Source organism: Cryobacterium sp. M25, assembly GCF_002929635.1.
Lineage (GTDB): Bacteria > Actinomycetota > Actinomycetes > Actinomycetales > Microbacteriaceae > Cryobacterium > Cryobacterium sandaracinum.
Genome location: NZ_PJJU01000050.1, coordinates 14,227 through 34,868, shown reverse-complemented (window position 1 = coordinate 34,868; position 20,642 = coordinate 14,227). Strand labels below are relative to the sequence as shown.

General features: G+C 63.1%; 19 protein-coding genes and 1 pseudogene. 9 read left to right on the top strand and 11 right to left on the bottom strand.

Annotation, left to right across the window (positions count from 1 at the left end):
- Nucleotides 1–539 precede the first annotated feature (539 nt).
- Nucleotides 540–932 carry a hypothetical protein gene (locus CXY81_RS07700; protein WP_146067648.1) on the bottom strand — a complete coding sequence of 131 codons (393 nt, stop codon included), beginning with the start codon at nucleotides 930–932 and terminating at the stop codon, nucleotides 540–542.
- Between the two features lie 213 nt (nucleotides 933–1,145).
- Here CXY81_RS07700 and CXY81_RS07695 point away from each other — a divergent pair, with 213 nt between their 5' ends.
- Nucleotides 1,146–1,610, top strand: a complete 465-nt coding sequence (locus tag CXY81_RS07695) for a GNAT family N-acetyltransferase (protein WP_104171227.1) — start codon at nucleotides 1,146–1,148, stop codon at nucleotides 1,608–1,610.
- 726 nt (nucleotides 1,611–2,336) lie between these two features.
- On the opposite strand, the gene CXY81_RS07690 is transcribed toward CXY81_RS07695, so the two are convergent.
- The 4 genes from CXY81_RS07690 to CXY81_RS07675 all read right to left on the bottom strand — a co-directional run bounded on the left by CXY81_RS07690 (nucleotide 2,337) and on the right by CXY81_RS07675 (nucleotide 5,886).
- Nucleotides 2,337–2,663, bottom strand: coding sequence for a hypothetical protein (locus CXY81_RS07690; protein ID WP_104194487.1), 327 nt, complete (start codon nucleotides 2,661–2,663; stop codon nucleotides 2,337–2,339).
- Between the two features lie 841 nt (nucleotides 2,664–3,504).
- Nucleotides 3,505–4,098, bottom strand: coding sequence for a TetR/AcrR family transcriptional regulator (locus CXY81_RS07685; protein WP_104194486.1), 594 nt, complete (start codon nucleotides 4,096–4,098; stop codon nucleotides 3,505–3,507).
- 17 nt (nucleotides 4,099–4,115) lie between these two features.
- Entirely contained in the window at nucleotides 4,116–4,910 is a 795-nt protein-coding gene (locus CXY81_RS07680) for a hypothetical protein (RefSeq protein ID WP_104194485.1), read from the bottom strand.
- Entirely contained in the window at nucleotides 4,903–5,886 is a 984-nt protein-coding gene (locus CXY81_RS07675; RefSeq protein WP_104194484.1) for an ABC transporter ATP-binding protein, read from the bottom strand. The genes CXY81_RS07680 and CXY81_RS07675 overlap by 8 nt, the downstream gene beginning before the upstream one ends.
- A gap of 88 nt (nucleotides 5,887–5,974) precedes the next feature.
- Here CXY81_RS07675 and CXY81_RS07670 point away from each other — a divergent pair, with 88 nt between their 5' ends.
- The gene (locus CXY81_RS07670; RefSeq protein WP_369828357.1) at nucleotides 5,975–6,769 is read left to right on the top strand and encodes an AAA family ATPase; all 795 of its coding nucleotides are present in this window, start codon (nucleotides 5,975–5,977) and stop codon (nucleotides 6,767–6,769) included.
- A gap of 220 nt (nucleotides 6,770–6,989) precedes the next feature.
- Here the strand turns inward: CXY81_RS07670 and CXY81_RS07665 are convergent, their stop codons facing one another.
- Nucleotides 6,990–7,547, bottom strand: coding sequence for a hypothetical protein (locus CXY81_RS07665; RefSeq protein WP_104194483.1), 558 nt, complete (start codon nucleotides 7,545–7,547; stop codon nucleotides 6,990–6,992).
- Nucleotides 7,548–8,122: 575 nt separating this feature from the next.
- A pseudogene (locus tag CXY81_RS07655) lies at nucleotides 8,123–8,587 on the bottom strand (TraM recognition domain-containing protein); the annotation flags it as partial.
- Nucleotides 8,588–8,685: 98 nt separating this feature from the next.
- Here CXY81_RS07655 and CXY81_RS07650 point away from each other — a divergent pair.
- From CXY81_RS07650 to CXY81_RS07625, 6 genes are all read left to right on the top strand, one after another.
- On the top strand, nucleotides 8,686–9,204 hold the full coding sequence (locus tag CXY81_RS07650) for a hypothetical protein (RefSeq protein ID WP_104194481.1): 519 nt from the start codon (nucleotides 8,686–8,688) through the stop codon (nucleotides 9,202–9,204).
- A 346-nt stretch (nucleotides 9,205–9,550) separates the two neighbouring features.
- Nucleotides 9,551–10,801, top strand: coding sequence for an ROK family transcriptional regulator (locus CXY81_RS07645; protein WP_233194051.1), 1,251 nt, complete (start codon nucleotides 9,551–9,553; stop codon nucleotides 10,799–10,801).
- A gap of 161 nt (nucleotides 10,802–10,962) precedes the next feature.
- Nucleotides 10,963–12,333: an extracellular solute-binding protein gene (locus CXY81_RS07640; RefSeq protein WP_233194050.1), complete on the top strand. Its 1,371-nt coding sequence runs from the start codon at nucleotides 10,963–10,965 to the stop codon at nucleotides 12,331–12,333.
- A 54-nt stretch (nucleotides 12,334–12,387) separates the two neighbouring features.
- Nucleotides 12,388–13,338, top strand: coding sequence for a carbohydrate ABC transporter permease (locus tag CXY81_RS07635; protein ID WP_369828356.1), 951 nt, complete (start codon nucleotides 12,388–12,390; stop codon nucleotides 13,336–13,338).
- A gap of 3 nt (nucleotides 13,339–13,341) precedes the next feature.
- Nucleotides 13,342–14,226, top strand: a complete 885-nt coding sequence (locus tag CXY81_RS07630) for a carbohydrate ABC transporter permease (protein WP_104194478.1) — start codon at nucleotides 13,342–13,344, stop codon at nucleotides 14,224–14,226.
- A gap of 54 nt (nucleotides 14,227–14,280) precedes the next feature.
- A complete protein-coding gene (locus CXY81_RS07625) occupies nucleotides 14,281–17,307 on the top strand; it encodes a glycoside hydrolase family 38 C-terminal domain-containing protein (protein WP_104194477.1) in 3,027 nt (1,008 codons plus the stop codon).
- Nucleotides 17,308–17,380: 73 nt separating this feature from the next.
- Here CXY81_RS07625 and CXY81_RS16370 read toward each other — a convergent pair whose 3' ends face one another.
- The 4 genes from CXY81_RS16370 to CXY81_RS07610 all read right to left on the bottom strand — a co-directional run bounded on the left by CXY81_RS16370 (nucleotide 17,381) and on the right by CXY81_RS07610 (nucleotide 19,828).
- Nucleotides 17,381–17,527: a hypothetical protein gene (locus CXY81_RS16370; RefSeq protein WP_158252027.1), complete on the bottom strand. Its 147-nt coding sequence runs from the start codon at nucleotides 17,525–17,527 to the stop codon at nucleotides 17,381–17,383.
- 169 nt (nucleotides 17,528–17,696) lie between these two features.
- Nucleotides 17,697–18,632 carry a hypothetical protein gene (locus CXY81_RS07620; protein WP_104194476.1) on the bottom strand — a complete coding sequence of 312 codons (936 nt, stop codon included), beginning with the start codon at nucleotides 18,630–18,632 and terminating at the stop codon, nucleotides 17,697–17,699.
- A 53-nt stretch (nucleotides 18,633–18,685) separates the two neighbouring features.
- The gene (locus tag CXY81_RS07615; RefSeq protein ID WP_104194475.1) at nucleotides 18,686–19,060 is read right to left on the bottom strand and encodes a hypothetical protein; all 375 of its coding nucleotides are present in this window, start codon (nucleotides 19,058–19,060) and stop codon (nucleotides 18,686–18,688) included.
- A gap of 36 nt (nucleotides 19,061–19,096) precedes the next feature.
- On the bottom strand, nucleotides 19,097–19,828 hold the full coding sequence (locus CXY81_RS07610) for a dienelactone hydrolase family protein (RefSeq protein ID WP_104194474.1): 732 nt from the start codon (nucleotides 19,826–19,828) through the stop codon (nucleotides 19,097–19,099).
- Nucleotides 19,829–20,073: 245 nt separating this feature from the next.
- Between CXY81_RS07610 and CXY81_RS07605 the strand changes: the two genes are divergently transcribed.
- Nucleotides 20,074–20,607, top strand: a complete 534-nt coding sequence (locus CXY81_RS07605) for a DUF488 family protein (RefSeq protein ID WP_104171223.1) — start codon at nucleotides 20,074–20,076, stop codon at nucleotides 20,605–20,607.
- The last annotated feature ends 35 nt before the right edge of the window (nucleotides 20,608–20,642 follow it).

The following is a 20,642-nucleotide window of genomic DNA, read 5'->3' as shown; positions in this document are numbered from 1 at the left end:
TTGGGGCCCCGGTTGACGCGTCCAGTTGGGGGGAACCTGACGAGGTGACACTCGATAACCGGCGGCTTTCGAAAAGGCGGATTTCAGGTTCCGCACATGACTGCAACAGAGATGAGTGGAGCGATGACAGCCAGTTGGGTCCGCCTCTTACTCTGGGTTGCCGCCCTGGTCGCATGGTCCGCGTTCATCCTCGTTGGGCTGGTCCTGTTGGGGACAGGTCTCGATAGAACGTTCTTAACCGGTGGGGCTCTTGAAAGCGCTCGTGTTGGGAAGACTCTCATTCTCGTGGGTTCGGTCGCCCTCGTCGGGGCCGCGGTCTGGGCTCGGTTGATGCACGCCCCCATCTGGTCCTGCGCCCTCGTCGCAGCCCCGGCTGTCCTTGTCGGCGGCCTCACCTTGTTTTTTGGAGGTTCTCTGTTCCCACACCTCAGCGCTTTGGTGGCTTTCCCTGTTGCCCTTGCTGGCCTGGTTTGTGGGCTTGTCCTCGCCAGGCCACTGCTTCGCGCTGGATCCGCGGGCCCTAGCGCGTCGGTTGACCGTCAGGAATCAGACTGAGCTTCCGCCCGCCGACGGCGAGTGCTAGCTACTATGCATCTGAAGATGGCAGCATTAATCACAGCCAAGAGGAAGAATCCTAGGTAGTACACCGCCGCGCTCATGGACAGTGCTCCGAGGGCCAATTCTTCTGGCCCCGATCCTTGCGATGAACCCAGTGAACCGACGACGTAGTACGCAGTCGAAAGCGGCAACGTCAGCACAACGATGAGCAGAACCATCGCTTCGGTTGCGCCCGTCCTCCCTCCCACGTCATAGGCGCGCATCATGCAGACCGACGCAACGAGCCCGGCGACTGCCGCCAGATAAGCGCCCGTCATCACAATGGCCCAAGAGGGCAGGCGCTTTCCTGTCGGTCTTACGCGGTCAGTCGTCATTTCCGAAAGCTACAGGCCGTACCGACTTCGGGCAATAACCCATGACAATCGTGCTCTTGTGCATCGAGTTTTCCGAAACCATCAACGAGTGTCAGTTGACGGACGTCTCCCGGCACGCGTCTTGCGCGAAACGGGGGAGCGGCTGCTGATCAAGACCAGGGACCGAAAGGGAACCTCCATCGGGAACAGAATGAGGGCCGTTAGTCTGAGGCGATGAGTACAGACGACACGGTCTTGGTTCGCGCGGTGCAGGCATCAGATTTCGCCGAGTGGGCGGGGCTGTACCGGGAATATCGAGCCTTTTACTCACTTTCTCCTGATGAAAACATTGTCGAACGTGTCTGGACTTGGATCAATGACGGCACGCATGAAGTAAATGCCTTCGTTGCCAGTTCCGGGGATCGCCTCGTGGGACTCGCGCACTATCGACGATTTGCCCGCCCCTCCACTGGCAGCGTGGGAATCTTCCTCGACGATCTGTTCACGTCCCCGAACACTCGCGGTTCCGGCGTCGGTCGGGCGCTACTCAGCGAACTCTCCTCATTGGCCGACGGTGAAGGCAGCTCAGTCGTCCGCTGGATCACGGCGGAGGACAACACTCGCGCCCGGCGCCTTTATGATTCAACCGCCACTTCGACGAAATGGGTCACATACGACCTGACGCCGGGATCGCTTTGAACGCCTGATAGCCGAAACCTGAGCGATGCCGGCACCGCCGCACGGTGCTGGGATGGAGTCTCCGCGGGTCCTGATGCGTCTGGCCGTGGTGTTCACGGTTGCCGCAGCAGAGACCGACCCGCAAGACGGACGTCTTCGGACGCAGATTCGGCACCAATTCGTCGGAGTTCCGAAGTCTTCGGGAGTGGCGTTCGGGTAGCTCCCGCGACCTGCCGGCAAGACGTGTCTTCGTCGGCAGGAACCGCAGGCAATCACGGCGCGGCGCTCCTTGCTCGACATGGTTCAGTCCGAAGTGGAAGCTACCGATCGATCTAAGCCTGCGAACGGCTGCATCGAAACCCGGTAATCTACGGCTCTGCCCGCCTGAACGACGGTCGCACCGTATCCGATCGCGATGCCGGCCATGGGCAGGTCGAGTCTGTCTGCCTCCCGGCTGGCGTCTCCTGAAGCATCCAGGGTGCGATCCGCCAAAGTTAAGTACACCCACTGAACTCCGTCTGTCGCCGTCGCACTTTGAAACCAGCATTGGTCTTGCCGGCCGACGCAATACTCTGGTAGATCGTCTCGCACGAATGGTCCGAGACCGGCATCTTTGGCGGTCTCGCTGGCTGCGTCGAGCACCATCTGCCACCGGCTTGCGTCGGCGATCGAGTCGGACCTCAACTCACAACAATTTATGGTCGTGAGAAGCGAGTCGCCCCCGTACCCGTTACCCTCCTGCGGGTATCAATTCTCATCGCCGAACCACGCACTCTCTGGTTCGGCGGCTTTGAGATCGACCCCTGACGCATCGGAGATGGTCACGCGAAGGACATCCATGAGCTGGCGCGCCCCGGGTTCGAGCTCCGCTTGGTCGGGGTACTCGAGCAGCGCTTCACCATCTTGACCCGTGTGCGCCGGGTAGTCCGCCCAGTCAACGGTGACCGTCTGACCTGAGCTGTCGGTGTAGGACGACGTCGGTGAGGAACTCCATGCGCTACTTCCTGTCAGCAGCGCCGCGACGACGAGTAGCACTGCTGCGCGCGGCAAGTCGGTTAGGGTCAAGCGCATCATGCATGGAGGTTACCAGTGCAGAAATTGTTAGAAGGGGCGATGACGCACCGGTCGGGTTGGTTCGTCTGAGTAAGCGATTTTCTCACTGTGAACCCCGCTGCCAGGAGCTAGCCGTTCCCAGCGCACTTCGCTGCGCCGTTTTCGTCGGTTGGTCGCCCCGTGTATTCGAGACGTCTCATTTGTCGCCTATCGCGATGGCTGGGTTCGATCGCGTTGTCTCGGAACCCATCCGCTCGCGACGCCGCCGCGATCCGGTTGCACTCGTGTTCAGCAGAACCGTCCGCGGACGTGAAATCGTCTTGAGCTGGATCCGCTGAGGCGGTGCTGGTCGTTTACGGTCGATACTCTTTCGGCGGCGGCGATGTTGGCAGATCGCCTGGGGCAGCTCGGCCTCCGAAGGTCATGGTGGCGATCGAGGACAGCCCGGCACCGATGCCCTTGGCGAGGAACGACAGGAATGCCCCAAGTACTTGCCATAGCCCAGCATGGCCACGTGACTGAGTCATGCGGTACCCCGATCTCTAGGTCGTGTGCGTCTCGGCGTCGAAAGCCTGCACGATCGCGCAGCTACTTTTCGGCGCGTACTTGCCACTCTACGAGGGTGACCAACGTGTGACCAGTAGGCACAAGTACAAGATCGTCTGTACGTCTCCCCGGTGCCACCAGCCGCTAAAAGAGCGTGACATTCTGCCGTCACGCGTGGACTCATCCGCTGTCCCGCAAGCCGGACGTTGGCCGCGAACGGTAAGGGCAATGTTGAACGGGGGCCGCGGTTGTTGCGGGCCCCAAACCGGACGTTCCAGAGTTCAGTACATGGCGACGCTAACGCGGTGAGCTTGGGTTACGTGGCCGAGGCGCCAACTCCGTCTACGAAGTAACTGACGGAAGCGCTCAGGAGCTCTGATTCCGCGAGATCATTGCCCAACACTGGGTGAACGGCCAGGCCGAACAACATCGCCACCAGCGAGATCGCGGCGAGTGTAGGGTCACACTCGGCGCGAACCCGGCCAAGGTTTTGCTCCGCGGTCAGATACAGGGCGATGTCGTGCGGCGGCCCCTCCAGTGGCATCTGTGCCCGTTCTCCGAGGGGCGGCGCGAGGGTCGGGTCTGCGATCATCGCCTGTTCCAGCGGCAGCAGGTCCTCCTGGAGCTGGGCCAGTTTTCGGATGACCTCGAGTAGGTTATCGAGCACTGTACCCTGTCCGGCAAGGGAGGGCAGCGTCGCCGTTGCTGCGACGATGGGTGCGTTTCGGTCCAGCACCGCGGCGTAGAAGAGTGACCGTTTGTCGGCGAAGTGCCGATAGAGGGTGCCCTCGGCGACACCCGCCGCCACGGCTATCGAGCGAGTCCGGACGTTGGCGTAGCCGATCTCTCGAACGAGGGCCGTGGTCGCGTCGATGAGGCGTTTTCGGGTGGTGTCTCCGCGGGCGTTCATAGGTCTATCCAATCGGACTATTCGGTTATCGGTCTGCGAATGAAGGTCATGAGCCCGATCATGAGGCCGACTGCCGCGTAGATGAGGCCAATCAGAACGGCGCCCGAAAAACTCAGGTCATCGGTTCCACCCTGTGCCAGCGCAGTGAGGGTCGTTCCGGGCAGCCATTTGCCCGCGTCGCTCGACGCTGTCTTGATGATCGTTTCGATGAGGAGAACCCACCCGACCCCCACCGAGATGGCGATCGCCGAGGAACGGCTCAACAGGGCGAGCACGAGTCCGATGATTCCCCAGACCACACTCGCACTGAACGAAGTCAGCCAGGCGCGCGCGACCTCGCTGACCAGGTCATCCATCCAGAGTTCAGTCGAGATTCCCGCGGCTTCCGCCGAGGGGAGCGCTGCCGCCAAGTTGACGACTACCGCCACCGTCGTCGCCAGGGCCGTCCAGATCAGCAGGGCGCCGATTTTTCCGAGCAGCAGCCTCCAGCGGTGTGGCTGGGCGGCGGCAAGCAGGCGGATCAGGCCCGTGCTGTAGTCCGAGGCCGTTGCGATGGCCCAGAACGACAGCGTGATCACTCCGAACATGCTTGCCGCGGACGAGACTCCCGTGACGATTCCCGATGAACTCTCCAGGGTCGCCACGCTCGGAAAAGCGACTCCCGGACCTCCGCCGGGAGGGGCAGACCCGTTCGTTGCGATCGTGTAGATCACCGTGTTGATCAGCACGGCGAAGACCGCTATGAGCCCCAGCCACCCGAGCCAGATTCCCCGCCGGTTGAGGCGGGTGAGTTCGCTTCGTAGCTCACGCATTGGCGGCAACTTTCTTTCGGGCGCCCTGAGAGGCACCTACTGGGTTGGGGGTCGGTGCCGCCGTCATCTCGAGAAAAACGTTCTCGAGGGATTCGTCGATCGGGGTCAATCGGCTGAGCGTGATGCCGGCCTCGTACGCAGCGCGATTGAGCGCCGCAGCGTCGGCGGCGGAGCCGTGCACGACAAGGGAGCCTTCCTCGAGCGACCACCCCGCCGCGGCGAGGGCCACGCGCAGGCGGCCGACATCAGCGGGATGTTCCGGGGCGACCTCGATACGCGCGCCGGCCTTGTCGCGCAGCTCGCCTATCGGCCCCGAGAACATCACCTCACCGAAGCGAATGATGACGAGATAGTCGCATGCCGCCTGGATCTCGGCGAGCAAATGTGAGGAGACGACCACGGTGCGCCCCTCGGCGGCCAGGGTTTTGAGCAGCTGACGAATCTCCACGATTCCGGCCGGGTCCAGGCCGTTGGTCGGCTCGTCGAGGATCAGAAGAGCCGGGTCCGGCAGCAGCGCCGCCGCGATGCCGAGCCGCTGCTTCATCCCGAGCGAGAAACGGCGAACGGATTCGTTCTCCCGACCCTCGAGACCCACGATGCGAATGACCTCGGCGACCCGAGTCGAGGGCAATCCTCGCAGGCGAGCCAGCGACAGGAGATTCTTTCGAGCCGAGAGCCCCGGAATAAATGACGGTGCCTCGATGAGCGCTCCGACGTCGGCTGCGTATCGGGCAGGGTTCGTGGTCGGGTGGCCCAGCACGGTGGCCCGGCCCGACGTCGGTGGAATGAGCCCGAGCAGAATGCGGATCAGAGTCGACTTGCCGGACCCGTTGGGGCCAAGGAGGCCAACCACGCCGCCCCGGGGTAGAGCCACACTGACGCGGTCAAGCGCCGTGAGCCTGCCGAACTGGCGCAGTAGGCCGTCGGTGGTGATGGACGCCGCGGACGTGTCCGATTCGATAGCAGATGTGAGCACTCACTCACATTAGACCGCACAATCGCATAGGGCAACCCTGAACGGTTGGTCTAACGGTTTCCCGTGCCGATTCGGGCAGAATGATCGCATGTCGAGAAACGAGCCTCCGTTGCGCTCGGTGAGCCAGGATCCCGACGCGCTATTTCTGCCTCGGGATCTGTGGCCCGCGACGCTGGCCCCGATCGCGCAGCTCCTCGATGATGGTCTCGAACTGGGTCCGATAACCGTATTCGTCGGCGACAACGGGGTCGGCAAATCGACACTCGTCGAGGCCATCGCAGGTGCCTACGGCATGGGACCGGAAGGAGGATCGACCGGCTCCAGACACACCACCCGCAGGTCCGAGTCCACCCTCGCCGACCACCTGCGGTTGAACCGGGGTCTCGGCGCCGGGCGGGGCGGCTTCTTCCTCCGGGCGGAAACGATGCACGGGTTCTTCACCTATCTGGAGGATAACCCTGGCGGCAACGACCCCGTGTTCCACGAGCGCTCGCACGGCGAGTCGTTCCTCGACCTTGTGGCTGCCCGGTCTCGTTACCCGGGCTTGTGGATCCTCGATGAGCCGGAATCAGCGCTCTCGTTCACCGGATCGCTCGCTCTGCTCAGCGATCTCCGCGACATCGTTGCCGCAGGTGGATCTCAGGTGATTCTGTCCACTCATTCACCGATTCTGGCCTCAATCCCCGTGCAAAGATCTACGAGTTCGGGCCATGGGGATACCGGCGCTGCGTCTGGGACGACCTCGAACTGGTCCGGAATTGGCGAGCGTTCCTGGATGATCCGGAACGATATTTCAGGCACCTTCGCTGACCTCGACGCTTACAACACTCGTCGTCACCCCGCGGCTGGATTCACTGCCCTCATACGGGACGGCCAAGGGTAGGCCCCACCGTCCCGGGGGGAGCAGAGCGCGTTCCACATGAAGGGTGGGGGCCCGATTCTCGTTATGCCCGCCCAAGATAATGAACAGTCGCCGTGGGCTAACCGGAGCACTTCACACGAGCGACCATGATGCTCAGCGGCGAGACTCACAGCAACTTGTCGATTCGCGCACGGACTGGTCAGGAGTCGATCTCCTCGACCGACATAAACGAGTTCTTGAATCAAGGAGATTCGGCGCGCGCATAGAAAGCCGCCTCGGCCGCGCGCCGCCTGGCGACGTCATCCAAGACGAACTGCACGAAGTCTGCGTCGCGATCGCTGATGTCGATATCATCGACATCATCCGCCAGCGGTTCCCCGGGCCACGCAGTCTGACGCGTCGGCCGGTCCCGCTCGAGGCGCGTCCCCGATGTCGCCACCCAATCGTGGAGGCGCTGGCGAGCGTCGGCGAAGTCTCGGTGCCATCCGAAGGGGGCCGAGCCGTGCTGGTCGGGGTCGTATGCGCAGAGCCAGTGCAGGTGCAGTGCGGAGAGTTTCCAGACGAGTTCAGGGTGGCGATGCCAGAAGGGCGGCACGACGGATGCCGGGAGCCCGTAGGTCCGTCGTAGCCAGTTCACCCACCGGTTAAGTTCGATCCACTCTGTTTCGGCGTCGTCTGCGCTGAGGAGATTCCAGTTGATGGGATGCGGTGGCTCCGCCGAGAGTGGCCCATCGAGTTCGTCTTCGCCGAATGAGGCACCCTGGTCGCCGGACGCCCAGTCGACCAGGGACGCTGCCATCGTTGGCCTCACATTCCGAGCACAGCAGAGCCGGCGCGAGCGTGCTCCGCCTCGAGCAAGACTGCCTTCTGGGCGGCTAGCGCATCCCGTTCGGTGCCTGCAGCTGAGCGGTGGGTCCGGTCTACGTCGTAGTTCGTGCGTGCGAGGTCGTGGCCGATCTTCTTTGCGACGAACTCCTCGCGATTGATAACCTCTCCGTCACGTTCAAACTGAAAGTTGCGGACGTACCCCGCGGCGACGAAGCTGTCACCTTTGGCAAACCGTGTGAGTGCCCGGTCGCGGTGGCTCGGTAGGCCACGAGGTCGTGGAAGCTTAGCTCGAGTACGGTGAAGCTGACGCTATCTTCGCGACGGAAGTGCGGTTGGCCGACTCGCACGTAGAAGCGGGTTTTGTCCGTTCTCGGTCACCGATTGCTGCGGATCTGAGGCAATGAAACCGGACAGCGATTGCTGGGTGTGAAGAGTCATCGGACTCAACCTCCTGTGATCTAGGTGGACCGTCGTGATCCGCGTTCACTAGGAGGTGCGCCGCGAGCACCACAATCGCGCCCTGGTGACCGGGGTCCAGGGAGGCCTTCACTCCGCGGGGCTGACTGGGTGCTCCCCGGCCTCGTCATGGGTCGGTGCGGGCATCAACGCTTCGATGTCCGCCCGGTCCTCCCGCAGGGTCCTGACGTCGGGGCGTGAGGTCCACATTCTCAGGCTGGCGACGACGGGCGGTGCCGCGCGGAGCAAGATCAGGCCCGTGCCGAACGGGAGAGTGCGGATCGTGTCCGGAGGCATGATCGCGACGCAGCGGATCGAGCGTTGCGCGGACCGGGATCCACGATCGCCGATCGTCGTCGAGTCGGTCGACTCGTTGCGATCGCCGATTAGCGTTGAGAGGTCCTGCAAGTCTCGGGAATTGGACGCCCCGCCGAGCACGATCTTCACGATCGACGAGTCCCAAATGGTGCCGGCTGCGTTGTCACTCCACTTCGTGCGTGCCTGCGCGAGCGACTGCAGCACCGGCATGGTCGTGATGCCCGTGCCGCCGCCCTCCGGCGCCCATCGTCACCGTCGGCGGCCTGGTTGTGGCGGTCCTGACTTTCGGATTCGGTCTCGTGCAAAATCGCGGAAAAAGATTCTATGAACGGTCAGTGCAACTGCTGGACCTCCAAGCGCGCTTCAGGGAGCTGGGCCCGATCTCCGGGGCAATGGCATCAGAATCCGCTGCCCTTTCCCATGAGCAGCTACTCGCCGAATATGGCCGCGAGGCGAGAGCCCATGCGGCACTGTACGTGTCGGCGGTGTCGCGGCTTCACGCGCCGGGATCCTTCCTCGGCGGTTTCTCGTCCTTGGCCTACGCGATGGTCACCGCCCTGATCACGGGGTCGGTCGCATCTCAGCTTCTGGAGGCAGGGCCAGTTGCGGTTCTCATCGTGGCGAGCCTTCCCGGGCTGGCGACAATCTTACTAACGTGGTCCGGCGCTCACCTGGTCCTGCGGCGCGAACGAACCTTGATCATCCGAGGGAAGATGGGCGAAGTCGACCCGCTGTCGAAGGAGGGACGACGTCGGTTCCGGAGTTCGCTGGGGGAAGCGGGACGGTCGCTGCTCCGCTGGCTCAAAGGAGGATCAGCCGCGGCCACGGCTGCATCCGCCGGCACGGCACCCTAACTTCTGTGTCCCGGCCGGGTGAGCGCGAGCCACTGGCGGGTTTCGGACCTGCTGAAATAACCGCGCTTATCAGTGAACATAGGGGCGCTTGGTCCTGGGTGCCGCCCGAATGTAATCAACGCGATGGCTCCTGACTTCGATCCCCGAACGAAGGGACTGCCTTATTCCACCGCAGACAAGCTGCACTATTTATTCGTCGACGCCGCTGAGCGCGGCGTCGAGATGGCCCCCTACGGCTGGCCACTAACATCGAATTCATGCCGACCATCCGAGACTGCGCGATGTTCAACAAGGCTGTGAAGCTTTTCATCGTCGAAAATCTGCCCCGAGGCGCTAGCGTCATGACATGAGCGACCATAAGGACGCAACGGCGCGGCGCGGCACTAACCTCCCAGCGATGGCCGACTTCAATCAGTCGGTTATTCTCGACGCCATCCGTCGATCCGCCACCGGCCTGAGTCGCGTCGAGCTCGTGACTGCTACCGGGCTTTCTCCCCAGACCATTTCGAACATCACCAGGCGCCTGCTTGATAACGGGTTCATCGAGGAAGCCGGCAAGACGGGCACCGGGCCCGGCAAACCCCGCACGATGTTGCGGCTCAATCCCGGCGGGCGCTACGCGCTCGGAGTTCACGTCGATCCGACGGTCGTGACCTTCGTCATGCTTGATCTCACCGGCAGCGTCGTGAGACGGTCGAGTTTTCCGACCCCAGCGGTGATGGACCCGACCCTTATCATCGAACAGATCGTCGCGGCGCTCGAGCAGCTAATCGACGATTCAGGAGTGCCGCGGGAACGGATCGGCGGAGTGGGCATTGCGGCCCCCGGGCCGATCGACAATGTGCTGGGTACGGTGGTCGACCCGCCGCACCTGGTCGGTTGGCATCGGGTTCCGCTGCGGGACGCGCTCCAGTCGGGCGTCGGGCTTCCCTCGATCCTCGACAAGGACGTCACCGCGTCGGCGATCGCCGAGATGTGGGCCGGTGGGGAATCCGGATTGGGCAGCTTCGCCTTCTTCTACCTTGGCACCGGCATCGGGGTCGGTCTCGTGATGCACGACGAGGTGGTCCGGGGAAGCTCCGGAAACGCGGGAGAGGTTGGGCACATCGTCACCGATCCATCAGGACCGCAGTGCTTTTGCGGGTTGCGCGGGTGCATCGCTGTGACCTGTACGCCCCAGGCGCTCGTCCAGGAAGCAGAGCACTTGGGCGTCCTCGATGATGTTCGGGGCGCCAACGACACGCGAACTGTCGATTCGAGGTTCACGGAGCTGTGTGCGGCCGCTGAGGCGGGCAACGCGACCGCGATCGAGATCGTGGAGCGCTCAGCCGTTCGTATGTCGAAAGCGGTGGCTGTCATCGCGAACCTACTCGACGTCGATCGCGTGGTATTCGGCGGCCCATTCTGGGCACGCCTCTCGGGACATTACCTCCGCAGAATCCCCGAGTTGCTCGAAGAGCTCCGCGCTACGCGAAGCATCCACCGAATCTCAGTGGCGGGTTCAACGGTGGGGGAGGACGTCGGGGCGATCGGGGCAGCCTGCCTTGTGCTCGATCGCGCACTCGCTCCGAATCCCCGAGCGCTGCTTCTGTCCTGAGCGAGGCGAATCCCGGCAAGACACGCCCGATCAAACCGCGACGCTGGTTTATCTATTCGATGTACTATTACATCGGGGCACGGCAGCGGGGCATCTCCTTCTCTCAAGTGCGTCGGCACCACACACCGCATGTCCATTCGTACTCGGAGCAAGGGAGCACCGTGAAGAAAAGAGCAGCAATCGCCCTATCGGCATTCGCGATAGGCGGACTGGTAGCACTCACCGGATGCACGGCCGGATCGACGCCATCCGAGGGTGAAGACAAGGTTCTCAAGGTCGCGTACATCAAGACCGACGCCTTCACCGCCCTCGACACGCTTTTCACAACCGCCAAGGCGGACTTCGAGGCCGCGAACGAGGGCGTGACCGTCGAGTTGCAGCCCATCGCGGCAACGGATGACGACTACAAGACCAAGCTCGCCCTCTCACAGCGCTCGGCAGAGACCGCACCGGACATCTTCTACGAGGACACCAATGCGCTGCGCGCGGACGCGGATGCCGGGTACCTCCTCAACCTCGATGAGTACGTTTCCGAGTGGAAGGACTGGGACCAGTTCACCGATGCCGCCAAGGAAGCAGGCAAGGGCGATGACGGAAGCATCTACGCCGTCTCCCTCGGCACCGATACTCGCGCGGTCTGGTACAGCAAGCCCGTCTTCGAGGCGGCCGGAATCGCTCTCCCTTGGGAGCCGAAGAGCTGGGACGACGTCATGGAGGCCGCGCGCCAGATCAAGGCGAGCAGTCCTGACGTCGTGCCGTTCAACTTCTACGCTGGAACAGGCACCGGCGAGGGCTCGAACATGCAGGGCTTCTACCAACTGCTCTACGGCACCGAACTCGGGGGAGATTCGCTCTACGACTCGGAAACCTCGAAGTGGGTCACTGGCTCGCAGGGGTTCATCGACTCCCTGGCCTTCGTCGACGAGCTCTACTCCGAGGAACTCGCTCTGACCCCGGCGCAGGCGCTCGATCCCAACATCTGGAAGAGCATCTTCGGGGAGATGTTCCCGAACGCGACTCTCGGTGCAACGATCGAGGGCTCCTACACACCGTCGTTCTGGCAGACCGGTGGCTCATACGAGTGGCCCGAGTACGTCGACGACATGGGCGCAACGGTGTTCCCGACCCAGAGCGGCCAGAAGCCGGGCGGCGTTAGCATGTCAGGTGGCTGGACACTCGCAGTCGGAGCCAAAACTGCCGACCCGCAGCTTGCCTTCGACTTCATGGCGATGGCGCTGAGCAAGGACAACGCACTCGCTTACGACAACGAGAACTCGCAGATTGCCGTTCGCAAGGATGTCGCCGCCGACGAGAGCTACATTGCCGCCAACCCCTTCGTCCAGACCGTCACCGACATCGTCGAGGTGACGAACTTCCGTCCGGCGACGGCCGACTACAACCAGATCTCAGCCGAGGTCCAGAAGGCCAACGAGGCAGTCATCACCGACAAGGCAACTCCCGAGGAAGCGGCCGCAGCCTACGACAAGGCAATCGAAGCGATCGTCGGTGCCGAGGGCGTCATCCAGAAGTAGCAGTACCGAGACACCCAGGTGCGCGCCCACAGATAAAACGGGAACAGGAACACAGTGACTGCAGAAGTGCTCGCACCGCAGGACACGCACGTGCGGCGGCCGGAACCGAACTCGGGTTCCCGCCGCCGCCGGGTGCGCGGAATCGTCAAGGCCGTGCGGATGATCCCGCTCCTGCCGGCGATTCTCATCATGATCACGTTTCTCGCCGGACCGATCATCTGGTCGATATATGGGTCGTTCACGAATGCGTCGCTCACCGGGGTCAACGCGAGCAACCCCCAGTGGACCGGCTTCGACAACTACGTCAAGCTCGTCAACGATCCCGTTTTTCCCCTCTCGCTCTGGCTGACCGCGATCTTCACTTTCGGCTCCGCTGTGATCTCACAGAACATCCTTGGCCTTGGTCTCGCGCTTCTCATGCAGAAGGCCAATAAGAAGGTCACCGCTTCCGTCGGCACGATCATCGTCGCCGCGTGGATCCTGCCCGAGATCGTCGCCGCCTTCGTCTGCTACGCCTACTTCAGCGTCGACGGCACCCTCAACCAGATTTTAGCGAACTTCGGCATGACCGGCCCCAACTGGCTGTATAGCTTTCCCATGTTCGCGATCATCCTGGCGAATTTGTGGCGTGGAACCGCGTTCTCGATGATGGTCTACCAGGCCGCCCTCAACGACGTACCGCCGGAGATTACCGAGGCGGCAATGATCGACGGAGCTGACGGCTCAAAGCGCCTCTTGCTCGTGACCATTCCCATGATCAAGAACACGATCGTGACGAACACCATGCTTATCAGCTTGCTCACCTTGTCGGTCTTCACCCTCATCTACGTGATGACAGCGGGAGGGCCCGGCAACGACAGCACAACGTTGCCGATCCTCGCTTACAAAGAGGCCTTCCGATTCAGCAACATCGGCTATGGCACAGCCATCGCCACCGTCATGCTCATCATCGGCGCGATCTTCTCCGTCGTCTACATTCGGGCACTTCGTCCACAGAAGGATTAGCCGATGGCAGTCATCGCCGCACCACCGCAGGCCCGGAAGTCCGATCGGCCCGTCTCGGTAGCCTCCCCCAAGAAGAGCGTGATCGGGTTCCTCGCCAATGCCATTCTCGTCCTGATCGGCGCCTGTTTTCTTCTTCCCCTGTGCTGGCTCATATTCGCGTCGGTCGACAATAAGGCCACCTACCAGACCAAGTTCCCTGAAGAGTTCTCGCTGGACAACTTCGCGGCGGTTCTCACTCCCGAACTCACGTTCCTTCCGCTGTGGAATAGCCTGATCATTTCCGTCGGTACGGCAGGCATCACGATCGTCGCCGCGCTGCTCGCGGCATATCCGCTGTCTCGATATCAGGCGAGATTCAACAAGCCATTTATGTACGGGGTGCTGTTCGCGACCGGGCTGCCAATTACGGCAATCATGGTGCCGGTCTACAGCCTCTTCGTCCAGTTCAATCTGCTCGACTCGATCCCGGGCACGATCCTCTTTATGGCCGCTTCGTCTCTGCCGATCGCGATTTTCATGACCAAGAACTTTATGGATTCGGTGCCGATTACCCTCGAGGAAGCAGCTTGGATCGACGGCGCATCAGCGATGGGAGCCCTGCGCCTGATCGTGGTTCCCTTGATGAGACCGGGCATCGCCGTGGTCGGGATTTTCGTCTTCTTTCAGGCCTGGGGCAACTTCTTTGTGCCGTTCATCCTGCTCCTCTCGCCAAGTAAGCAACCCGCCGCGATCAGCATCTACAGCTTCTTCGGCCAGTACGGCGCGATCGCCTACGGACAGCTCGCAGCGTTCTCACTCGTCTACGCGGTGCCCGCCATCGTTCTGTACGTTCTCGTGTCCCGCGGCATCGGCGGCTCGTTCGCCCTCGCGGGCGCAGTCAAGGGTTAACTCACCATCACGCCTCGCCGCGCGGCGAGCACCATCGCGGGCTAAGGAGCCATCATGCATGACAATCGAGTCCTCCTCGAAGCGCGAATCGAGCGCGTCATCCGGGAGCGGATCAAGCCCGCCGTCTATCGCCGCACCGCCCCGCTGACAATCGCTTCCTGGACCGTCGACGACGAGCCGGTGCCTTTCGACGCGGCCATCGGGCAGAGCTACGCGCCTTTCGCTGTCGGTGGCGCGTGGGGCAAACCCTGGGGTACTGTTTGGTTCCATCTCACGGGAGGGGTGCCGGCCGAATGGGCCGAGGATGGCACCCGTGCCGAGGTCGTCGTCGACCTCGGGTTCTCCGCCACGCTCCCAGGGTTTCAGGCCGAGGGCACCGCCTATACGGGTGATGGGGTGATCATCAAGGCGATCGAACCGCTCAACAGCTACATTCCGGCGGGAGACGCGGGGGATCCCGTGGATATTTACCTTGAGGCGGCCGCTAATCCGAATATCGCCGGTATTTTCACCTTCGGCGTTACCGAGCTCGGCGACAAGGCCACAGCGGGGGACTCGACCAGTTACGTTCTGCGTCGGCTCGAACTCGGGCAACTCGACGTCGCCGTATGGGAGCTCTTGCAGGACACCTGGACCCTTATCGGCCTGATGAATGAGCTTCCGCACAGTCTCCCGCGGCGGGCCGACATCCTGCACGCGCTCGGCCGGATGGCCGACGCTCTCGATCCCGACAACGTTGCGGGCACGGCGGAGGCCGCCCGTGCGACGCTCGTCGGCGTGCTCGCCAGTGCCGCCTACGCGAGTGCCCACCACCTTGCCGCCGTCGGTCACGCCCACATCGACTCCGCCTGGCTGTGGCCGGTACGCGAGACCGTGCGTAAGGTTGCGCGAACCTTCTCGAACGTTCTGGCGCTGATGGAGGAGGACCCGGACTTCACCTTCGCTGCCTCCTCGGCGCAGCAGTACGCGTGGCTGCAGGTTTACTATCCGGAACTGTTCGAGCGGGTGAAGAAGCAGGTGGCGGCGGGCCGATTTATTCCGGTCGGTGGGATGTGGGTTGAGTCCGACACGAATATGCCCGGCGGTGAAGCGCTCGCGCGGCAATTCGTCGCCGGTAAGAAGTTTTTCATGGAGGAGCTGGGAGTCGAGCCGCTCGAGGTGTGGCTCCCGGATTCGTTCGGTTACACCGCATCGCTGCCGCAGATCGTGGCCGCGGCGGGATCTCGCTGGCTCCTCACGCAGAAGATGTCGTGGAACGAGACCAATCGGATGCCCCACCACACCTTTTGGTGGGAGGGCATCGACGGCACGCGGATCTTCACTCATTTCCCCCCGGTCGACACCTACAGCGCGGAAATCTCTGGCAAGGAGCTCGCCAAGGCGGAGCGGCAGTACGCCGAAAAGGGGGTCGGCACGACCTCGCTCCTGCCGTTCGGGTGGGGCGACGGCGGTGGAGGCCCCACCCGCGAGATGCTGGCCGCTGCGGCCCGCACACGTGACCTTGAGGGGTCTCCACGCGTCACCATGACGACGCCGGAGCAGTTCTTTCAGAGCGCGCACCGCGAATACATCGAGGCTCCGGTCTGGTCGGGGGAAATGTACCTCGAATTCCATCGCGGCACTTACACCTCCCAGGCCAAGACGAAGCGCGGCAATCGCCGCAGCGAACACCTGCTCCGAGAAGCAGAGCTCTGGGCCACTGCTGCGACAGTCCTTCGAGGTGCGGAGTATCCGTACGACGTCCTCGACGACGTCTGGAAAACTGTGCTCCTGCAGCAGTTCCACGACATCCTCCCCGGCACATCTATCGCCTGGGTGCACCAGGAGGCCGAGCGCAACTACGCGGCGGTGGCCGTGACCCTGGGTGAGCAGATCACCCGATCCCTCGAGCTCCTGGCCGGCAGTGGCAGCCAGGAGCTCACCTTCAACGCCGGGCCGAACACACGCGACGGTGTGTTGGGCCTCGCCGCCGCGACCGCGGCGAGGACGGTAGCCGCCAAGGTCACCGAAAGCGGGGCTGGTTTGGTCCTCGCCAATGACCGGGTGCGTGTCGTCGTCGACGATCGGGGACTCATCGTGTCGATGCGCGACCTCGTTGCCGATCGAGAAGTCATCCCCGTCGGCGAGACCGCCAACCTGCTGCAGCTGTTCCGGGACACCCCGATCCAGTGGGACGCCTGGGACATCGACGAGACTTACAAGAACGTCGGGCAGGACCTGACCGTGGCTTCCAGCGTCGCTGTCACGGACGACGGATTCGGGGTGCGGGTCAACCGATCCTTTGGTTCCTCATCCGTGATCCAGACCCTCCGACTCAACGGCGCGACCGGTGCCCTCGACATCCACACGGCGATCGACTGGCACGAGTCTCAGAAACTCTTGAAGCTTGCCTTCCCCCTGGCGGTCCACGCCGATCGCGCGGCATCCGAAATGCAGTTCGGACATGTCTACCGGCCGACCCACGCGAACACCTCTTGGGACTCCGCCCGGTTCGAGACCGTTGCCCATCGCTGGGTTCACGTTGGCGAGCCGGGCTACGGTGTCGCCGTCGCCAACGACGCCAGCTATGGGCACGACATCCGACGCGCCGCACTGCCCGGTGGCGGCACGAGCACCGTCGTACGCGTCTCCCTCCTGCGTGCGCCCCTCTTTCCCGACCCGGCCTCGGATCAGGGCCAGCAGGAGTTCGGCGTCTCGCTGCGCGTCGGTGCCGAGATCGCGGATGCCGTCGACGAGGGGTATCGAGTGAATCTGCCCTTGCGCGAGGTAAGGGGAGCCGGCCCGATGGCACCCCTGGTCGTCGTGGCCAATCCGGCGATCGTCGTCGAGGCTGTCAAGCTCGCGGAGGACCGTTCCGGCGACGTGATCGTGCGGCTCTACGAGTCATTGGGCGCGCGTGCGCGCGGCGGCCTGGCTCCGGGATTCGACTGGTCGGAAGTCACGGAGACCGACCTACTCGAGCGGAAGACTGATCCAAGAGCCGTGATCGGGCGTTCAGACCGTACTATCTCGCTCTCGCTCCGCCCGTTCCAGCTCGTCACACTGCGCCTTCGCCGCACCACGAGAGAGAATCTCGAATGATGACACCTCGGCTGACGAGACTGTCGGCAGCGAGGGAGTCGGCACCACCCTAAGCAGCGACGCCTCTATCGCTTCAGACCTCGTCGATCTCCTCGCCATGGTCGACATCAGGGGCACGTCGCGCGCGAGTGAACGCAAAATGGCGGGCCGCAGCGGTCACCTTCGTGGCGCTTGAGGAGATGTTCAAGAACATACCGTTCGACGTGGTGTGCGTGTTCACAAATGCTCTCTTCCATGGCTCATGGCCCATGACTCGGGCAGCGATCGAGGCTGGACGTGTGAGGGGGAGCGCTGGTCGAGAAGCCGCTTGGAGACACCACTTCCGCGGGGCACGAGGTCTTCGCCCTACGGAAGGAGCGAACCTGCCGGTAGACGTTCTGTCCAGAACCTCACGCCCTCCGCCTCCACATCTGAATGACGTTGTCTGCGGCCTCCGCCTCGACCACCACCCGCGCTTGTTCTCGTTCCGCGGCGTGGCGTGCCCGGACTTTCCCTGCCACTTCAAGCAAGTCCCACATTTGCTCGCCGGTTACGGATACCCCGCGGGCGCCGGTGCGCCGGGTCCGGCCGCGGATGAGGGCGTAGTGGGTGCGGAACACGGGTGCCCCGATTCTTGCCTGCGCGTCGTGGAAGAACACCACGTTGGATACCGGCCCGCTGCCGTCGTCGAGAAAGAGGAAGACGACGCGTTTGCCGCTGCGCATTGGGGGTGTGTGGCTGGCGCGGCGGACCCCGGCGACAAGCACTTCCGTGCCGCCCGGCAGGTTCGCGAGCTCCGACGCGGGCGTGACCCCGAGTTCTTTGAAGAGGGGGTAGAACCGGGTCATTTGGTGCTGGCTGACGGCGAGGCCGAGGTCTCGGAGTTCCACGTCTGTTTGGGTGCGGCCGCGGAGGTCGAGGGCGGCGACTGCCCGGTAGAAGTCGGGCAGCGGCAGCTCAATGTCGAAGGCGAGCTGGTCGGGGCCGACGGGGAGAGCGCGGCCGCCGAGGCCTTGGATGTGGGCGAGGAGGTCGCCGCGGCGGGCCCGGTCGTAGCCGATGAACGAGTCCAGGGCACCAACCCGGGCCAACGCTTCGAACGTGCGTCGGCGAGGCCGCACCCGGTCGCGGAAGTCCTGCAACGAGGAGAACGGTTGGTGCTCGGCGATCCGCTGCCGCTCCACCGCGCTGGAGCCGGCGAGTTCGGGCAGGGCCAGGCGGATAGCGAGCTGCCCGTCGTCCAGCTGCTCGACCCGGTAGTCCAATGCGGATTTCTGGACGTCGAGGCCGAGGACGGGGACGCCTAGGTTGCGGGCTTCGGCGACGATCAGGTCCTTGGGCCACATGCCGGGGTCGTGGGTGAGCAGCCCCGCGAAGAATGTCGCCGGGTGATGCGTTTTCAGCCAAGCGCTCTCGTACGTGTCCGGGCGAACGCCGCCCCGTGCGCTTTTGCGAATCCGAAACTGCCGAACCCGGACAGAACCTTCCACGCCCGATCGACAACCGGCGCCGGAAACCCGCGAGTGGCCGCCTGCTGCCGCACGTACGCTTCGATCTCGGCGAGGTCCCCGGACTTGCCAAGGTGCCGGCGGAACACATCGGCCTTACCCATCCCGCAGCCGGTCAACTCGTCAAAGAGCCGCATCACCTGCTCGTGGAAGACAACAACACCGTTGGTTTCGGCGAGGATCGGTGTGAACCGTGGGTGCATGTGGTCGGGTGCGACTTCCCCGTGCCGCGCCTTCAGATATTGCAGGGGCATGTTCGCTTGCATGGGGCCGGGGCCAGTTTACGGAAATGGCTGGCTGGTTTAGCGTAGATGGGTTTTTAGGAAGAGGGATGTTCGCTCGAATGCGTCTGTTGTCTCGTCTGCGGCGTGGCGTGGAAGGTCCGGGTCCAGGGCGAAGCCGTGACGGACTTTGGGGTAAACAACCACCGCGGATTGCGTGGTGTTGTGGGTGAGGATTTCGCGCACCTGTTGGAGGTCGCGGGCCGGGGTGCTGGCGTCTTTGCCGGCATATATTCCCAACCAGGGTGCCTTGAGCACGCGTACGGCATCGATTCCGCTGAGGATGCAAGGCCAGCGTGGCGAAGCCAAGCCGGCACCGTAGAAGGTGACTGCGGCATCGATGTGCAGTGTTGCTGCCGCCCACAATGCGAGAGTGCCTCCCATGGAGAATCCTATTACCGCTACTTTCTGTGCTCCTTGCGCACGGACCCAGGACAAGGCGCTCTCGATGTCAAATGTGAGCCCTTCCCTCGTGAGGGTGTCGTGGTGACGGCGGGCTTGTGTGAATTTCCCATCGGTGACGACGGGGTCTGCGATGCGGTGGTAGAGGTGCGGCGCGGCGGTGATATAGCCGCAGCCGGCTAGGCGGACGACGAGAGCGGTGACCGGCGCGGAGAGGCCCCAGACCTCGTGGAGCACAATGACCCCAGCCCGGGCTACACCCGTCGGCATCGACACTGTCAGTGGGACACCACCAGCCCCTGCAGTTTCATTCGCGTGCGAATGGTCGGAACGGGCCGGGATGGGTTGCATGCTTTCTTCCGTTCGTTCAGGACTTCCAGTGACAGCGGCGTCACCGGAGATATCCTCACCTAGCCCGCGTGAACCGGCGGGCTGAAACGAAGAAGCTTCGTCCCTGATCAGGTTACCGACGGCTTCAGGACGGCAACAGGGCGATGCCACCTTACGAGGCTGCGCCCTTTATCGCGGAGCCGAGTGTCGGGCGCATAAATCTGACATTTCTGATGCGGGCTTCAGCATTGCGGTTCAATGGGAACATGGCTGGAATCTGTGTGTACACGATCGGGCATTCCACTCATCCCATTGATGAGTTCGTTGGAATGTTGAAAGCAAATGGTGTCGAACGACTCATCGACGTTCGCACCGTTCCCGGGTCTCGTCACAACCCACAATTTGGGGAACACGAACTCGACATAAGCATGCCGGAGGCAGGTATTGACTATCAGCGACTTCCCGAGCTAGGCGGGTTACGGCATACTCCGGCGGCAGAAGCATCTATCAACGGAGCGTGGCGTAACAGAAGCTTTCGCAACTACGCCGACTACATGCAAACGCCCGAGTTCAGTGCCGGCGTCGACGAGTTGATGGCGCTGACGAAGAAGCAGACGGTGGCGATCATGTGTGCCGAGGCCGTGCCCTGGCGTTGTCACCGATCACTGATCGGAGACGCGTTGCTGGCTCGCGGCCTGCAGGTTGCCGACATCATGAGCCTGACCTCGACCAAGCCCCACACCCTCACCAGCTTCGCGAAAGTCGATGGTAACCGCCTCTGGTATCCACCGGAAGAGTGAAACCCGAGGGTGCCAATCCGAAGCAAGATGGTACA

Excerpts from the sequence above, each read along its gene's own strand:
- CXY81_RS07700 (WP_146067648.1), bottom strand. The coding sequence starts at position 932 with ATGACGACTGACCGCGTAAGACCGACAGGAAAGCGCCTGCCCTCTTGG.
- CXY81_RS07695 (WP_104171227.1), top strand. The coding sequence starts at position 1,146 with ATGAGTACAGACGACACGGTCTTGGTTCGCGCGGTGCAGGCATCAGAT.
- CXY81_RS07690 (WP_104194487.1), bottom strand. The coding sequence starts at position 2,663 with ATGATGCGCTTGACCCTAACCGACTTGCCGCGCGCAGCAGTGCTACTC.
- CXY81_RS07685 (WP_104194486.1), bottom strand. The coding sequence starts at position 4,098 with ATGAACGCCCGCGGAGACACCACCCGAAAACGCCTCATCGACGCGACC.
- CXY81_RS07680 (WP_104194485.1), bottom strand. The coding sequence starts at position 4,910 with ATGCGTGAGCTACGAAGCGAACTCACCCGCCTCAACCGGCGGGGAATC.
- CXY81_RS07670 (WP_369828357.1), top strand. The coding sequence starts at position 5,975 with ATGTCGAGAAACGAGCCTCCGTTGCGCTCGGTGAGCCAGGATCCCGAC.
- CXY81_RS07665 (WP_104194483.1), bottom strand. The coding sequence starts at position 7,547 with ATGGCAGCGTCCCTGGTCGACTGGGCGTCCGGCGACCAGGGTGCCTCA.
- CXY81_RS07645 (WP_233194051.1), top strand. The coding sequence starts at position 9,551 with ATGAGCGACCATAAGGACGCAACGGCGCGGCGCGGCACTAACCTCCCA.
- CXY81_RS07630 (WP_104194478.1), top strand. The coding sequence starts at position 13,342 with ATGGCAGTCATCGCCGCACCACCGCAGGCCCGGAAGTCCGATCGGCCC.
- CXY81_RS07625 (WP_104194477.1), top strand. The coding sequence starts at position 14,281 with ATGCATGACAATCGAGTCCTCCTCGAAGCGCGAATCGAGCGCGTCATC.
- CXY81_RS07620 (WP_104194476.1), bottom strand. The coding sequence starts at position 18,632 with ATGTGGCCCAAGGACCTGATCGTCGCCGAAGCCCGCAACCTAGGCGTC.
- CXY81_RS07615 (WP_104194475.1), bottom strand. The coding sequence starts at position 19,060 with ATGCAAGCGAACATGCCCCTGCAATATCTGAAGGCGCGGCACGGGGAA.
- CXY81_RS07610 (WP_104194474.1), bottom strand. The coding sequence starts at position 19,828 with ATGCAACCCATCCCGGCCCGTTCCGACCATTCGCACGCGAATGAAACT.
- CXY81_RS07605 (WP_104171223.1), top strand. The coding sequence starts at position 20,074 with ATGGCTGGAATCTGTGTGTACACGATCGGGCATTCCACTCATCCCATT.